Annotated in this window: 18 protein-coding genes; 9 read left to right on the forward strand and 9 right to left on the reverse strand. The window is 62.9% G+C overall.

Features of this window, described 5'->3' with window-relative positions:
• Positions 1-98 precede the first annotated feature (98 nt).
• Entirely contained in the window at positions 99-1,076 is a 978-nt protein-coding gene (locus APH25_RS15870) for an NADPH:quinone reductase (protein ID WP_060482567.1), read from the reverse strand.
• A 133-nt stretch (positions 1,077-1,209) separates the two neighbouring features.
• Between APH25_RS15870 and hemF the strand changes: the two genes are divergently transcribed.
• Together hemF and aroE are read left to right on the forward strand one after the other, a co-directional pair.
• Entirely contained in the window at positions 1,210-2,121 is a 912-nt protein-coding gene (gene hemF / locus APH25_RS15875; protein ID WP_028633170.1) for an oxygen-dependent coproporphyrinogen oxidase, read from the forward strand.
• A 25-nt stretch (positions 2,122-2,146) separates the two neighbouring features.
• A complete protein-coding gene (aroE, locus tag APH25_RS15880; protein ID WP_060482568.1) occupies positions 2,147-2,971 on the forward strand; it encodes a shikimate dehydrogenase in 825 nt (274 codons plus the stop codon).
• Between the two features lie 43 nt (positions 2,972-3,014).
• Here the strand turns inward: aroE and APH25_RS15885 are convergent, their stop codons facing one another.
• Genes APH25_RS15885 through betC form a run of 3 tightly spaced genes read right to left on the reverse strand, consistent with a single transcriptional unit; the run spans position 3,015 to position 7,102 of the window.
• A complete protein-coding gene (locus tag APH25_RS15885; protein ID WP_060482569.1) occupies positions 3,015-4,580 on the reverse strand; it encodes a SulP family inorganic anion transporter in 1,566 nt (521 codons plus the stop codon).
• A gap of 60 nt (positions 4,581-4,640) precedes the next feature.
• Positions 4,641-5,570 (reverse strand): choline ABC transporter substrate-binding protein, encoded by a 930-nt coding sequence (gene choX / locus APH25_RS15890; RefSeq protein WP_060482570.1) that lies wholly within the window; start codon positions 5,568-5,570, stop codon positions 4,641-4,643.
• Positions 5,571-5,584: 14 nt separating this feature from the next.
• A complete protein-coding gene (betC, locus tag APH25_RS15895; RefSeq protein ID WP_060482571.1) occupies positions 5,585-7,102 on the reverse strand; it encodes a choline-sulfatase in 1,518 nt (505 codons plus the stop codon).
• 109 nt (positions 7,103-7,211) lie between these two features.
• Between betC and APH25_RS15900 the strand changes: the two genes are divergently transcribed.
• Together APH25_RS15900 and APH25_RS15905 are read left to right on the forward strand one after the other, a co-directional pair.
• Entirely contained in the window at positions 7,212-8,111 is a 900-nt protein-coding gene (locus tag APH25_RS15900; RefSeq protein ID WP_060482572.1) for a LysR family transcriptional regulator, read from the forward strand.
• Between the two features lie 64 nt (positions 8,112-8,175).
• Entirely contained in the window at positions 8,176-8,508 is a 333-nt protein-coding gene (locus APH25_RS15905) for a DOPA 4,5-dioxygenase family protein (protein WP_060482635.1), read from the forward strand.
• A 50-nt stretch (positions 8,509-8,558) separates the two neighbouring features.
• Here the strand turns inward: APH25_RS15905 and trpA are convergent, their stop codons facing one another.
• Positions 8,559-9,368, reverse strand: coding sequence for a tryptophan synthase subunit alpha (gene trpA, locus APH25_RS15910; RefSeq protein ID WP_028633163.1), 810 nt, complete (start codon positions 9,366-9,368; stop codon positions 8,559-8,561).
• Positions 9,365-10,582 (reverse strand): tryptophan synthase subunit beta, encoded by a 1,218-nt coding sequence (trpB, locus tag APH25_RS15915; protein WP_060482573.1) that lies wholly within the window; start codon positions 10,580-10,582, stop codon positions 9,365-9,367. The genes trpA and trpB overlap by 4 nt, the downstream gene beginning before the upstream one ends.
• Positions 10,583-10,692: 110 nt before the next feature.
• Here trpB and APH25_RS15920 point away from each other — a divergent pair, with 110 nt between their 5' ends.
• Entirely contained in the window at positions 10,693-11,589 is an 897-nt protein-coding gene (locus APH25_RS15920) for a LysR family transcriptional regulator (RefSeq protein ID WP_060482574.1), read from the forward strand.
• Here APH25_RS15920 and APH25_RS15925 read toward each other — a convergent pair.
• Positions 11,586-11,909, reverse strand: coding sequence for a YqjD family protein (locus tag APH25_RS15925; RefSeq protein ID WP_028633160.1), 324 nt, complete (start codon positions 11,907-11,909; stop codon positions 11,586-11,588). The genes APH25_RS15920 and APH25_RS15925 overlap by 4 nt on opposite strands.
• A 146-nt stretch (positions 11,910-12,055) precedes the next feature.
• On the opposite strand from APH25_RS15925, the gene APH25_RS15930 reads away from it, so the two are divergent.
• Together APH25_RS15930 and APH25_RS15935 are read left to right on the forward strand one after the other, a co-directional pair.
• Positions 12,056-12,271, forward strand: a complete 216-nt coding sequence (locus APH25_RS15930) for a dodecin (RefSeq protein ID WP_060482575.1) — start codon at positions 12,056-12,058, stop codon at positions 12,269-12,271.
• A 100-nt stretch (positions 12,272-12,371) separates the two neighbouring features.
• A complete protein-coding gene (locus APH25_RS15935) occupies positions 12,372-12,593 on the forward strand; it encodes a DUF1161 domain-containing protein (protein ID WP_028633158.1) in 222 nt (73 codons plus the stop codon).
• Positions 12,594-12,633: 40 nt separating this feature from the next.
• Here the strand turns inward: APH25_RS15935 and APH25_RS15940 are convergent, their stop codons facing one another.
• A complete protein-coding gene (locus tag APH25_RS15940) occupies positions 12,634-13,641 on the reverse strand; it encodes an LLM class flavin-dependent oxidoreductase (protein WP_060482576.1) in 1,008 nt (335 codons plus the stop codon).
• Positions 13,642-13,794: 153 nt separating this feature from the next.
• Between APH25_RS15940 and APH25_RS15945 the strand changes: the two genes are divergently transcribed.
• Together APH25_RS15945 and APH25_RS15950 are read left to right on the forward strand one after the other, a co-directional pair.
• Entirely contained in the window at positions 13,795-14,220 is a 426-nt protein-coding gene (locus APH25_RS15945) for an OsmC family protein (protein ID WP_060482577.1), read from the forward strand.
• Between the two features lie 79 nt (positions 14,221-14,299).
• Complete coding sequence (locus APH25_RS15950; protein WP_060482578.1) at positions 14,300-14,533, forward strand: DUF1161 domain-containing protein; 234 nt, start codon at positions 14,300-14,302, stop codon at positions 14,531-14,533.
• Positions 14,534-14,566: 33 nt separating this feature from the next.
• Here the strand turns inward: APH25_RS15950 and APH25_RS15955 are convergent, their stop codons facing one another.
• Positions 14,567-14,980 carry a hypothetical protein gene (locus tag APH25_RS15955; RefSeq protein WP_028633154.1) on the reverse strand — a complete coding sequence of 138 codons (414 nt, stop codon included), beginning with the start codon at positions 14,978-14,980 and terminating at the stop codon, positions 14,567-14,569.
• Between the last annotated feature and the right edge of the window lie 34 nt (positions 14,981-15,014).

The following is a 15,014-nucleotide window of genomic DNA, read 5'->3' on the forward strand; positions in this document are numbered from 1 at the left end:
GGAGCGAGCGCAGCTCGCGATGCGCCGCGCGGGCGGCGCTCGGTCTTACAGGCGGAACAATCGTCAAGGCGGACACCTAGCCGCCTCAACATCCCCCATCAAGGCAGCAACACAGTCGACCCCACCGTCCTGCGCGCCGACAGCTCCGCCTGCGCCTTGGCCGCCTCGCTCAGCGGATACCGCTGCTGGATATCCACCACCAGCTTGCCGCTGGCAATCATCGCAAACAGGTCATCCGCCATGGCCTGGGTGTTCTGCGCGTTGTTGGCGTAGGTCGCCAAGGTTGGCCGGGTCACGTACAGCGAGCCTTTTTGCGACAGAATCCCCAGGTTGACCCCGCTCACCGCACCCGAGGCATTGCCGAAGCTCACCATCAAACCCCGTGGCTGCAGGCAGTCCAGCGAGGTCAGCCAGGTGTCGGCACCCACGCCGTCATACACCACCTGGCATTTCTTGCCGTCGGTCAGCTCCAGCACGCGCTGGGCGACGTCTTCGTGGCTGTAATCGATGGTCGCCCATGCACCGAGGGCCTTGGCCCGTTCGGCTTTTTGCGCGGAGCTGACGGTGCCGATCAACTTGGCACCCAGCGCCTTTGCCCACTGGCAGGCCAATGAGCCCACGCCCCCCGCCGCCGCATGGAACAGGATCACGTCGCCAGGCTGTACGGCGTAGGTTTGCTTGAGCAGGTACTGCACGGTCAAACCCTTCAGCATTACCGCTGCGGCCTGCTCGAAGCTGATAGCGTCCGGCAGCTTGACCAGGTTGGCCTCTGGCAGCGTGTGCACCTCGCTGTACGCCCCCAGTGGGCCACCAGCATGGGCCACGCGGTCGCCCACCTTGAGGCGGGTAACGCCCTCGCCCACGGCTTCCACCACACCCGCTGCCTCGGTACCCAGGCCCGATGGCAGTGATGGTGGCGCGTACAGCCCGCTGCGGAAATAGGTATCGATGAAGTTCAGGCCGACTGCATGGTTGCGCACGCGCACTTGCTGCGGGCCGGGCGCGGCGGGCTCGAACTCCACCCACTGCAGCACTTCAGGGCCGCCGTGCTGGCTGAACTGGATACGCTTGGCCATCTGCTACTCCTGGTTTCGGGATCGGGAAAGGCCTCCTATCGGACGCCTTTGCTTGACTGCCGTCAACTGCGGTGTGCCGGCCGGCGATGGTATGCTACGCGCGAATTCTTCCCTGCCCGTTCCTGGTGACCCGATGATTAGCCGCACCGAGGCCGTGAAAGCCTACCTGCTCGACCTGCAAGACCGCATTTGCTCTGCCCTCGAAACCGAAGACGGCGGCGCCCGCTTCGTCGAGGACGCCTGGGTGCGCGAAGCCGGTGGCGGGGGCCGTACGCGGGTGATTGGTGACGGTCAGGTGATTGAAAAAGGCGGGGTCAACTTTTCCCATGTGTTCGGCACCGGCCTGCCGCCGTCGGCCAGTGCCCACCGCCCTGAGCTGGCCGGCCGTGGCTTCCAGGCGCTGGGCGTATCGTTGGTGATCCACCCGCACAACCCGCATGTGCCCACCTCCCACGCCAACGTACGCTTTTTCATTGCCGAGAAAGAAGGTGAAGAGCCGGTGTGGTGGTTCGGCGGTGGCTTCGACCTCACGCCCTTCTACGGCATCGAAGAAGACTGCATCCACTGGCACCGCGTGGCAGAGCAGGCCTGCGCGCCGTTCGGTGCCGACGTTTACCCCCGCTACAAGGCCTGGTGCGACCGCTACTTCCACCTCAAGCACCGCGGCGAGCCACGGGGCATTGGCGGCCTGTTCTTCGATGACCTCAACGAATGGGACTTCGACACCTGCTTCGCCTTTATCCGCGCCATCGGTGATGCCTACATCCAGGCGTATGTGCCAATCGTGCAGCGTCGCAAGGCTATGGCCTACACCGCGCAGCAGCGCGAATTCCAGGAGTTCCGCCGTGGCCGTTACGTGGAATTCAACCTGGTGTATGACCGTGGCACGCTGTTTGGCCTGCAATCGGGCGGGCGTACCGAATCGATCCTGATGTCGCTGCCGCCCCAGGTTCGCTGGGGTTACGACTGGAAGGCCGAACCGGGTACCGAGGAAGCGCGCCTGACCGAATACTTCCTGCAAGACCGTGACTGGCTTGGCCAGTAAGCCCGTGGCAACCCAAGGAGCCGTCATGGACCAGTACGTTGTGTTTGGCAACCCCATTGGCCACAGCAAGTCGCCACTTATCCACCGCCTGTTTGCCGAGCAGACCGGCGAATACCTGGAGTACGCCACCTTGCTGGCCCCGCTGGACGCGTTCAGTGATTGCGCCTGGGGTTTCTTCAAACAAGGTAGCGGCGCCAACGTCACGGTACCCTTCAAGGAAGAGGCCTACCGCCTGTGCGACAGCCTCACACCCCGTGCCCAGCGCGCCGGTGCGGTGAACACCCTCAGCAAGCTGGAAGACGGCACGTTGCAGGGCGATAACACCGATGGCGCTGGCCTGGTGCGTGACCTGACGGTAAATGCGGGGGTTGAGCTGGCCGGCAAGCGCATCCTTATCCTGGGTGCCGGCGGCGCCGTACGGGGTGTACTGGAGCCGCTGCTGGCGCACAAGCCGCAGTCGGTGGTAGTCGCCAACCGCACGGTGGAAAAGGCCGAGCAACTGGCGCATGAGTTCGATGAACTTGGGCCGGTGGTGGCCAGCGGTTTTGCCTGGTTGCATGAGCCGGTGGACCTGATCATCAACGCCACCTCGGCGAGCCTGGCAGGTGAGCTGCCACCGATTGCCGACAGCCTTGTCGAGGCGGGGCGTACGGTCTGCTACGACATGATGTACGCCAAGGCGCCGACGCCGTTTTGCGAGTGGGCAGCCAACCTGGGCGCGGCGAAGGTGCTGGACGGCTTGGGCATGCTGGCCGAGCAGGCGGCTGAGGCGTTCTTCATCTGGCGTGGCGTGCGGCCTGATACTGCACCGGTGCTGGCCGAGTTGCGCCGGCAGCTGGCGCGCGGTTGAGGGTGCCCGGGGCTGCTTTGCGGCCCCTTCGGGCCTGTGGCGCTCATTCAGCGAAACGGATGGGGCACCGGTCGGCACCTTCCAGCTTCTGCAAATCTTCGACTACGTGCGTCTTGGCGTGATGCAGGGTCAAGCTGCCACCTAGCCGCTGCAAGCGCCGCGCCTCCCGGTGCAGCATATCCACACCCGAGTAGTCGATGAAGTTCACCTGCCGGGCATCGATCACCACATGCGGCCCCTGGCAGCGTTGCAACCTCACCTGCAGGTAATGCGCCGCGCCAAAGAAGATTGACCCGCCCACGCGCAGCACATCCGCGTCCCCTTCCCGGCTCTGCTGCACCCGGGGCCGGGAGGTGCGCTTGAGGTAGAAGAACAGCGACGCCAGTACCCCGGCGTAGATGGCTGTCTGCAGTTCGAGCAACAAGGTGGCGGCGGCGGTCAGTGCCATCACCAGGAACTCCGAGCGGCTGACGCGCAGCAGTGCGCGTATTGCCTTGTGGTCCACCAGCCCCCAGCAAATCAACAGGATGCTACCGGCCATGGCCGGGATGGGCAGCTGCGCGATCAACCCTGCCCCCGTCACGGCGAACACCGCCACCCACAGCGCCGAAAACACGCCTGCCATGGGCGAGCGAGCGCCGGCCTCGTAACTCAGGCCCGAGCGGGTGAACGAGCCTGCAGACAGGTAGCCCGAGCAAAAGGCGCCAGCGATGTTCGACAGGCCCTGTGCGCGGATTTCCTGGTCGGGGTCGATTATCTGCTCCGAGCGTGCCGACAGCGAACGGGCAATCGACAGGCTGGTCACCAGCCCCAACATGCCCACCGCCACAGCACTTGGCAGCAGCCGCAGGATCAGTTCCACATCAAGCAGAGGCAGTGGGCTGAACGGAGGCAGTTGCCCGGTGAACGCTGCCACACGTGGCACATGGCCGAAGTACCCTGGTAGCACCCAGGCCAGCACGCTCACCACCACCAGGCTGATCAGCAGGCTGGGCCAGCGTGGGCGCCAGAGCTTGAGGGTGACGCCCAGCACCACCGTGGCCAAACCCAGCAGCAAGGATGGCAGGTCTATCTCCCCGGCGTGGTGGGCCAGTTCCTGAACGGTCTTCAATGCCGTGGCCTGGCTGGCCAGGTCCATGCCCAGCAGGTTGGGCAATTGCCCCAAGGCAATCACGATGGCTGCGCCGAGGGTGAAACCCAGTACCACGGAATGGGAAACGAAGTTGACCACTGCCCCGAACCGCAGCAGCCCCAGCAGCCACTGAAAAACGCCGCCCAGGAACGTCAGCAGCAGCACCAAGGTAACGTAGTCGGCGCTGCCAGCCACGGCCAGTGGGCTGATGCTGGCGTAGAGCACCACGGAAATGGCAGCGGTGGGCCCGCAGATCAGGTGCCAGGACGAGCCCCACAGGCAGGCCACCAGCACGGGGACGATGGCGGCGTACAAGCCATACTCGGCGGGCAAGCCGGCGATCAATGCATAGGCAATGGATTGTGGCAGGGCCAGGATTGCACCGCTCAGCCCCACCAGCAGGTCCTGGCGCAGGCTGCGACCCGATTGACGGGGTAGCCAGCTCAGGAACGGCAGCAGGTGCAGAATGCGATGCATGAGTTATCCACAATGTTAGAAAAAAACCTGGCCCCCACAGATACCCCACACTACGGGGTATTACAGCTTGGCTTTGACAGCCTCCACGGCATTGCCATCAGCTTTGGTTGTAACCCCGGCCAACCACCCGTCCAGCAGCTCGGGGTGCGCTTTGACCCAAGCCTTGGCGGCTTCATCGAAGCTGATCTTCTGGTCCAGCACATTGGCCATGATGCTGTTTTCCATGTCCAGTGTGAACTTCAGGTTACCCAACAGCTTGGCAGCATTGGGGCACGCCTGTGGATACCCTTTGCGCGTTAGCGTGTAGACATCGCCTTTGCTGCCAAACCATTGCTCGCCCCCTGTGAGGTAATGCATGTTCAGCTTTACGTTCATGGGGTGCGGTGTCCAGCCCAGGAAGGTGATGAACTGCTGCTTTTTCACCGCGCGATCAACCTGCGCCAGCATTCCCTGTTCGCTGGACTCCACCAGCTTCCATTGCCCCAGGTTGAACGCGTTCTTGTCGATGATCTCTTTCAGCGACAGGTTGGCCGGCGCCCCGGAGCCAATGCCATACAGCTTCTTGTCGAATTTGTCGGCGTGCTTTTGCAGGTCGGCGAAGTCCTTCACCCCGGCATTCCACACGTAGTCCGGCACCGCCAGGGTGAACTCGGTGCCTTCCAGGTTGCGCGACAGCTGTAGAACATCGCCGTTGGCGACGAACTTGTCATGAAAACCTTGCTGCGCTGGCATCCAGTTGCCGAGGAAGGCGTCGACTTGCCCATCCTTCAGGCCGCCGTAGATGATCGGTACGGCCAGGCTGTCGATTTTGACCTTGTAGCCCAGGCTTTCCAGCAGCAGGCGTGCGACGGCATTGGTGGTGGCGATATCACTCCAGCCGGGGTCGGCCATTTTCACGGTGGTGCATTGGTCGCTGCTGTCAGCGGCGTGAGCGGTGACGGTGCCCAGGCCGATGGCCAGGGTCAACACGGTAGCGGAGAACTTGTGCATGGCGGCCTCTCTTCTCAATCCATGGGTGCGGGCTGTGGGTAACGTGCCTTGCGCTCGAGGTCATCGAGATCGATGTGGTTACGCATGTACTGTTGGCTGGCGTCCACCACGGGTTGGTGGTCCCAGCTTTTCAGTTTGCCGATGGCCAGTGCCTGGGCGACCAGGCGGCGGCGGCGCTGGCTGGCCAGCACCTGCTGGCGCAGGGTGGGTATGTCCCAGCGCTGGCGGGCTTCCTCGACAAATGCCTGCAGCAGCGCCTGATGGTCCGGGCTGCTGGTGAGGTTCTCCCGCTCGTGCGGGTCGTGGCTCAGGTCATAGAGTAAACAAGGGTCGTCTTCGCTGTACACGAACTTGTAGGCACCACGGCGGATCATCATCAGCGGGCCCACAGTGCCTTCGGCCATGTATTCGCCAATCACTTCATCGTGGCCGCCGTGCCCTTGCAGGTGGCCAAGCAGGGAGCGGCCATCCAGGTGCAGGTTTTTATCCACAGCACCACCGGCCAGCTCCACCAGGGTCGGTAACAAGTCGCAGGTTGATACAGACGCGTCGACATGGGCAGGCTTGAAGCGCTTTGGTGCATGGATCAGCAGGGGCACCCTGGCGGACATCTCGAACCAGTGCATCTTGTACCAGAGGCCGCGGTCGCCAAGCATGTCGCCGTGGTCGCCGGAAAACACGATCAGCGTGTCATCGGCCAGGTTGCATTCTTCGAGGGTTTGCAGCAGCTGGCCGATGTTGTCGTCGATGTAGCTGCACGCGCCGAAGTAGGCACGGCGGGCATCGTGGACCTTCTCTTCAGGCAACGCCTTGTACCAGAGGTCGTACACCTTCAGCAGGCGCTGCGAATGCGGGTCCAGCTCTGCCTGGCTGAACTCGGCGCGGGGCATGGGGATATCCACACCTTCGTAGCGGTCCCAGTAGCGCTTGGGAATGGTGTAGGGATCGTGCGGGTGGGTCATGGACACCGTCAGGCAGAACGGCCGGCCGTCGCTTTCACGCACATGGTCGTACAGGTACTGGCGGGCCTTGAACACCACCTCATCATCGAAATCGAGCTGGTTGGTGCGCACGCACGGCCCAGCTTGCAGCACTGATGACATGTTGTGGTACCAGCTGGGGCGCACGTCGGGCTCGTCCCAGTTCACTGCCCACCCGTAGTCGGCCGGGTAGATGTCGCTGGTCAACCGTTCTTCATAGCCGTGCAACTGGTCGGGGCCGCAAAAATGCATCTTGCCCGACAGCGCCGTGCGGTAGCCCAGGCGGCGCAGGTAGTGGGCATACGTGGGCACGTCAGCGGGGAAGTCGGCAGCATTGTCGTAGGCGCCGATACGGCTGGGCAGCTGGCCACTTACCAGGGTGAACCGTGAGGGTGCACACAGTGGGCTGTTGCAGTAGGCCGAGTCGAATACCACGGCCTGCTCGGCCAGCCGGCTGAGGTGGGGCATCTGGATGGGGGATGGGCCGTAGATGGGCAGCAGCGGCGCCGCCATCTGGTCGGCCATGATGAACAGGATATTGGGGCGCGTCATGGGTAGCTTCCATCGTCGAGGGTTATGCGAACCGCTTGCCTATCAAGATGCGACTGTGGATAACATGGGTAAAGCCCATGCCGGGCAATGACTGGGATTAGCTGCTCTTATGTTTGAGCATTTGGCCGACGTGTCGCTGGATACCTTGCGTGTGTTCGAGGCGGCAGCGCGATTGCGCGGGTTTACCGCAGCCGCGTTGGAGCTGGGCACTACTCAGCCAGCGGTCAGCCAGCAGGTTAAACGGCTGGAGGCGCACCTAGGCAACCGGTTGTTCGACCGCATTTATCGCGGCATCGAGCTAACCGAGGCTGGCCAACTGCTGTTCGAGCACGTGAGCCAGGCCATGTACACGCTGGATGACGGGATCGCCCAGGCCAGTGCGCGCCACCAGCGCGAGGTGTTGCAGGTGGCGACCGATTTTGCATTCGCCGCCTTTTGGCTGATGCCCCGGCTGCAGCGTTTTCATGAGGCTTATCCACAGGTGGATGTCAGCCTGGTGACCGGGGAACGCAGCCAAGGCATGCTGCGCCCGGACATCGATGTGGCCGTGCTGTTCGGCGATGGCCGCTTCCGCCAGGGGGAAAGCCGCTGGCTGTTCGATGAAGAGGTTTTCCCCGTGTGCAGCCCTGGGCTGATCGGTGGCAAACCCTTGTCAGCCGAGGCTTTGCAACGTTTGCCCCTGTTGCACCTGAAGGGCGAGCAGTCCAGCCGCTGGTTCGACTGGGCGGGGGTGTTTCGTGGGTTGGGTGTGGCCAGCCCGCCGCCGCCGGGGCAGCTACGCTTCGACAACTACACATTGCTGATTCAGGCTGCCATTGCCGGGCAAGGGGTGGCGATCGGCTGGGGGCACCTGGTGGACAGCCTGGTGGACCAAGGCCTGCTCTGCCGGCCACTGCAAGGCAGCCTGCGGTCGGCACGCGGGTATTACGCCGTGCTGCCGCCGCGCAAGCGCCGTGGTGCGCTGATAGAACGCTTTGTAAGCTGGTTGGAGCAGGAGCGCGAGCGGTGATTTCCAGGGCGCTCATCGGTTTTGGCCGGGTATAGTCATGGCCATTGCAGCAGCGGAGGTAAACATGCAGAGAATCAAGGGTTACCACGCCCACGTTTATTACGATGCCGCCACCCTGGAGCAGGCCCGTGAGCTCTGCGAGGAAGCCGCGCGGCTGTTCCCGGTGACCATGGGCCGCCTGCACCAGAAGCGAGTGGGGCCGCACCCTGAGTGGAGTTGCCAGCTGGCGTTCGAGCCGGAAATCGTCGGCGTGGTGTTGCCGTGGCTGGCGCTCAACCGCAAGGGGTTGGTGGTGTTCATGCACCCGCTGACCGGGGATGAGCTGGCCGACCACCGCGACCATGCGATCTGGATGGGGGCGGTGCGCCCGCTGGACCTTTCGCTATTCGGTGAATAGTGCCCGGGCTGCCCTTACTGCCAGCTTACTGGCAGTAAGGGCAAGCCAGCTTAGCGACGGGCGCCGCGCACGCCTTCTGCCAGCGCCGCACACAGGCTGAGCACGTCATCTACAGCCTGTTCCGGGCGCTCGGCCTGGGCGATTTTGTCCACCAGTGCCGAACCCACTACCACGCCATCGGCCAGGCGTGCGATGGCGGCGGCCTGCTCGGGTGTACGAATGCCGAAACCAACGCTGATCGGCAGGTCGGTGTGCCGACGCAGGCGCGCAATGGCTTCGCTGACGTGCTCGGTTGTGGCCGAGCCTGCGCCGGTCACGCCTGCTACCGATACGTAGTAGACAAACCCGGAACTGCGCTCCAGTACCCGTGGCAGGCGCTGATCGTCGGTGGTCGGGGTGGTCAGGCGGATGAAGTCGATGCCGGCAGCCTGGGCCGGGCTTGCCAGTTCGGCATCGTGCTCGGGCGGCAGGTCGACGATGATCAGGCCATCGACACCGGCTTGCTTGGCCTGGGCCACGAAGGCTTCGACGCCAAAGCGGTGGATCGGGTTGTAGTAGCCCATCAGCACGATGGGCGTGGTCTGGTTGCCGGTACGGAAGTCACGCACCATCTGCAGCGTCTTGGCCAGGGTCTGCCCGGCATCCAGGGCGCGCAGGGTTGCCAGCTGAATGGCCACACCGTCAGCCATCGGGTCGGTGAACGGCATGCCCAGTTCGATTACGTCCGCGCCCGCTGCGGGCAGGCCCTTCAGAATTTGCAGCGACGCATCGTAGCCCGGGTCGCCAGCGGTGATGAAGGTGACCAGTGCCGAGCGCCCTTCGGCTTTCAGCTCGGCGAAGCGTTGTTCAAGACGGCTCATGCCTGTTTCTCCTGGGCGGCCATGTGGCTCATGACGGTTTGCATGTCTTTGTCGCCGCGGCCCGAGAGGCACACGACCATCAGGTGATCCTTGGGCAGGCTGGGCGCGCGCTTGATGGCTTCGGCCAGGGCGTGGGCGCTTTCCAGGGCCGGGATGATGCCCTCCAGGCGGCAGGACGCATGGAATGCATCCAGCGCCTCGTCATCGGTGATGCTGACGTACTCCACCCGTTTCACTTCGTGCAGGTAGGCATGCTCCGGGCCGATGCCGGGGTAGTCCAGGCCTGCGGAAATGGAGTGGGCATCGGTAATCTGGCCGTCGGCATCCTGCAACAGGTAAGTGCGGTTGCCGTGAAGCACGCCCGGTACGCCCCCGTTCAGGCTGGCAGCGTGCTTGTCGGTGTGTACGCCGTGGCCACCCGCTTCAACGCCGATGATCTGCACGCTTGGTTCTTCGAGGAACTCGTGGAACAGGCCCATGGCATTGGAGCCCCCGCCGACGCAGGCGACCAGGCTGTCGGGCAGGCGGCCTTCCTTTTCCTCCAACTGGGCGCGGGTTTCCTTGCCGATGATCGACTGGAAGTCGCGGACCATGGCCGGGTACGGGTGCGGGCCGGCTACGGTGCCGATCAGGTAGAAGGTGTCTTCCACATTGGTGACCCAGTCACGCAGCGCCTCGTTCATGGCGTCTTTCAGGGTGCCGGTGCCGGCGGTGACCGGCACGATTTCAGCGCCCAGCAGGCGCATGCGGAACACGTTGGCCTGCTGGCGCTCGATGTCGGTGGCGCCCATGTAGATCACGCAAGGCAGGCCGAAGCGCGCCGCCACGGTGGCCGTGGCCACACCGTGCATGCCAGCGCCGGTTTCGGCGATCAGGCGCTTCTTGCCCATGCGCTTGGCCAGCAGCACCTGGCCGATGCAGTTGTTCACCTTGTGGGCGCCGGTGTGGTTCAGCTCTTCACGTTTGAAGAAGATTTTTGCACCGCCGCAGTGTTCCGTCAGGCGTTCGGCAAAATACAGCGGGTTTGGCCGGCCGATGTAATCGCGCTGGAAGTACGCCAGCTCTTCGAGGAATGCAGGGTCTGCCTTGGCCGCTTCGTACTCGCGGGCCAGGTCCAGCACCAGCGGCATGAGGGTTTCGGCCACGTAGCGGCCACCGAACGAGCCGAACAGGCCGTTGGCGTCTGGGCCGGGGCGGTACTGGGACTGGGTCATGAGGCGCTCCAAGGCATATCGAATGAATGATGGGCTTTACTGTAACCACGGCAGGCGCCGCTGAAAACCGATAAGATTGCGCAAACTTGTCAGAAAAACTCACAGGTAACATGGCCCAGGATCTCCCTCCCCTCAATGCCCTGCGGGCATTTGAAGCCACTGCCCGGCTTAACAGCGTAAGCCTGGCGGCCGAAGCGCTGCATGTGACACATGGTGCGGTAAGCCGGCAGATCAAGGTGCTGGAGACGCACCTGGGCGTTGCCCTGTTCGTCAAGGACGGGCGCGGTATCAAACTCACAGATGCCGGCATTCGCCTGCGCGATGTGAGTGGCGAAGCCTTTGACCGGCTGCGCAGCGTGTGCGGTGAGCTTGGCCGCGAGAGTGACCAGGCGGCGTTCGTGCTCGGCTGTTCAGGCAGCCTGCTGGCGCGCTGGTTCATACCCAGGTTGGGGCGCTTGAAGGCTGACTTGCCGGAGTTGCGCCTGCACCTGTCAGCCGGTGAGGGTGACCTGGACCCGCGTCGCCCCGGCCTGGATGCCCTGCTGGTGTACGCCGAGCCACCATGGCCTGCCGACATGCACGTGCATGTACTGGCCGAGGAACGTATCGGGCCGGTGCTCAGCCCACATTTTGCCGGCTTTTCACGGCTGCAAGGGGCGCCCGTTGACCGCCTGCTGGACGAAGCGCTGCTGCACACCACATCGCGCCCACAGGCGTGGCCTACCTGGGCGATGGAGCATGGGCTGGACCCAAAGGGTATCCACTATGGCCAGGCGTTCGAGCACCTGTACTACTTGCTCGAAGCTGCGTGCGCGGGGCTGGGCGTGGCGATTGCGCCGCAGGCATTGGTGGCGGATGACTTGCGTGCTGGCCGCTTGAGCGCGCCATGGGGGTTTACGCGTACACCCGCAGCATTGGCGCTGTGGGTGCCACGGCGCGCCGCAGATGGGCGCGCCGAGCAGCTGGCGCGTTGGCTACGCGCCGAATTGGCCAGGCAGAGCGCTTAGTTGCGCTTGCACAGCAGGTAGGCCGCCAGCAGGCCCAGCGCACCAATGGCGACGCCGGCGGTGGTGTAGGGGTGTTCCTGGGCATAGTCGCGGGTGGCGATGCCGGTTTGACGGGTGCGGTGTTTCACTTCTTCGTAGGCGTCGCTTACCAGGCTACGGGAATGGCGCAGTGCTGTTTCGGCGTTGCTGCGGATGGCCTTCAGGGATTTCTGCGACTCTTCCGAGGCGTCGTTCTTGAGGTTTTCCAGGCTTTTCAGAAGGCTCTCGATCTCGGCTTCCATGCTTTCCAGGGATGTTTTTCGCAGCGAGTTGCGTGGCATGTTGACTCTCCTTCGCGTTGTGGGCTGTAGAAAATGCGACTGCTGCGCGAGGCGAAAGTGCGATCGAACTTTCTGTTGGTTTATCGGCTCGCAGGTAAACCAGGCCTGCCTGCCAGGCTCCAGGTCAATATCCGAGGAGAGAGCACATGTCCGATCACCACACGTACAAAATGGTCGAGTTGGTAGGTTCGTCCTCCAGCAGCATCGAGGACGCGATCCAGAATGCACTGGCGGAGGCGTCCAAGAGCATCAAGATGCTCGAATGGTTCGAGGTGGTCAGCACCCGTGGGCATATTCGCGACAACAAGGTCGAGCACTTCCAGGTCACGATGAAAGTCGGTTTCCGCATCACCAACAGCTGACACATTTCCAGGCTGGAAGCGCCTGGCGCTATGGGGTATCAATACGGGAGGCGCCTGACCGGGCGCCTTTTCCGATTTCATTGCACAAGGAAAGCGAGTAATGAACAAACTGATTCTGGCGCTGGGCCTGATGAGCCTGGCCGGTGGCGCGCTGGCGGCTGGCAAGCCTTGCGAGGAACTCAAGGCTGAAATCGCGGCCAAGCTGGATGCCAAGGGTGTTCAGGGGTACTCCCTGGAAGTCGTCAACAAAGGCGAGCCTGCAGGCAAGGTTGTAGGCAGCTGTGAAGGCGGCACCAAGGAAATCGTGTACCGCCGCAGCTAACGTCGCCGTCAATCGCCGGCAAGCCGGCGATTGGCAGGGGTCAATGGCCCGCTTGCAACGCCTGCGCCAGCAATTCATACGACCTGATGCGATCCGCATGCTCATACAGGTCACACGTGAACATCAGCTCATCCGCCCCAGTCTGCTCCAGCAGCACCTCAACCTTGGCTCGGACTTTCTGCGGGCTGCCTATCATCGCCAGGCCCAGGAAGCTGCCCACCGCATCGCGCTCATGGGGTAGCCACAAGCCGTCCATGCTCTCGACCGGGGGCTTTTGCATCAGGCTCTGCCCACGGATCAGAGACAGGATGCGCTGGTACACCGAGGTGGCCAGGTATTCGGCTTTTTCGTCTGTTTCCGCCACCACCATGGGGATACCCAGCATCACGTAGGGCTTGTCCAGCGCAGTGGATGGCTTGAAGTGGTTGCGGTACACACGAATGGCCTCATGCATGTAACGCGGGGCAAAGTGCGAGGCAAACGCATAGGGCATGCCGCGCATGCCTGCCAGCTGGGCACTGAACAGGCTGGACCCGAGCAGCCACATGGGCACTTCGGTGTCATGCCCTGGCACGGCGATGACCTTCTGATCGTCGGTGCGCGGGCCCAGGTAGCGTGCCAGTTCTTCTACGTCCTCCGGGAAGTCGTCCGCGCTGCCGGCCCGGTCGCGGCGCAGCGCGTAGGCGGTCATCTGGTCGGACCCCGGCGCGCGGCCCAGGCCCAGGTCGATGCGCCCTGGGTACAGGCTTGCCAGCGTGCCGAACTGTTCAGCCACCACCAATGGGGCATGGTTGGGCAGCATGATGCCGCCAGACCCCACGCGGATACGCGAAGTACCACCCGCCAGGTAACCGATCAGCACCGAGGTGGCCGAACTGGCAATGCCGTCCATGTTGTGGTGTTCGGCTACCCAGAAACGGTTGTAGCCAAAACGCTCGACGTGCTGCGCCAGGTCCAGCGAGTTGCGCAACGACTGGGCTGGGCCAGCGTCGGCACGTACCGGTACCAGGTCGAGGGTGGAAATGTTCAGATCACGCAACTGCGTCATGGAGCCTCCGCAAAAAGTGGTTGGCCAGAAGCCTTATTGACTGTGTATGGGCGCAATCGTTGGATTCAATGCCTGCGGTCAGATTGCGCTGAACTCTCAAGCAGCAGCGTGCCTCTGAACCCTTAGGTATGTAACCAATGACCAGGAGGCATCATGAAAAAGACAGCATCGGCGATCTGGCAAGGTGGTCTGAAAGACGGTAAAGGCCTGCTTTCTACCGAAAGCGGCGCCCTCAAGCAGAACCCCTATGGTTTCAACACCCGCTTCGAAGATACCCCGGGCACCAACCCGGAAGAATTGATCGGCGCTGCGCACGCGGGCTGCTTCTCGATGGCCCTGTCGATGATGTTGGGCGACGCAGGTTTCACGCCTGAGCGCATCGATACAATTGCAGAGGTCACGTTGGACAAATCCTCTGATGGTTTCGCCATTACGGCTGTCCACCTGACGTTGAAAGCCAAAGTGCCTGGTGCAACCGCCGAGCAGTTCGAGCAAATTGCCAACAAGGCCAAGGAAGGTTGCCCGGTATCCAAAGTACTTAATGCGAAGATAACGTTGGAAGCCACTTTGATGGGTTGAGCTGATGCATGAATCGGGGGCGGTTTGCGGTAATCTAGCAACCCTCGGCAGCATCGCTGCCACTACAGGAGCCGCCCCCATGATTCGCCTCGCAGTCGCTGTTTTCGCCTCTTTCACCGCAACCTGCACATTGGCAGCGGTAAAGCCCTGCGAAGAGCTGAAAGCCGAGATCGAAGCGAAGATCCAGGCGCAGGGGGTTGCGTCGTACACGCTTGAAATCGTGCCGAACAGCGAAGTGCAAGACCCCAACATGGTGGTCGGGACCTGTAACGGCGGCACCCAGAAGATCATCTACCAAAAGAACGATCAGTAACCGCACACGTTATCGCGGCGGCCATGCCCTGGGTCAGGGGATACAAAAGACTTGGCTCGGCTTGTTCACCACTACTGTGCGGCTGGCGTCATAAAGCAGTACCTGCGGCTCCATCACCGGTGCCCGCGCTTCCAGCCGGTAGCGTTCCCCCGCCTTGAAGTCGTTGAAGCGCACGGTCAGGTAGCAGGTTCGCTCCCTGGGGTCGGTGGTAAAGCCGCCTGCGTAAATCTCGTAATCGAAGCGCACCACCAGTTCATGCTTGCCGGGGGTTACCTGGAAGTAGCGGCCATCGTCCAGGCGCTTGCCATCGAGCCGATCAGCCATGATGACCCTGCCAGGGGTCATGGTGTACAAGTCGACCCAGGCTTGCTTGGGGTCTACCGGGGGCAGTGGGCTGGCGCAGGCGCCCAGTGCACTGAGGGCGATCAGCATCATAGGCTGGCGCATGGCGGGTTTCTCATTTGCAATGTACAGGCTGTAA

The sequence above is a fragment of the Pseudomonas sp. NBRC 111119 genome, assembly GCF_001320125.1.
In the GTDB taxonomy this organism is placed as follows: domain Bacteria; phylum Pseudomonadota; class Gammaproteobacteria; order Pseudomonadales; family Pseudomonadaceae; genus Aquipseudomonas; species Aquipseudomonas parafulva.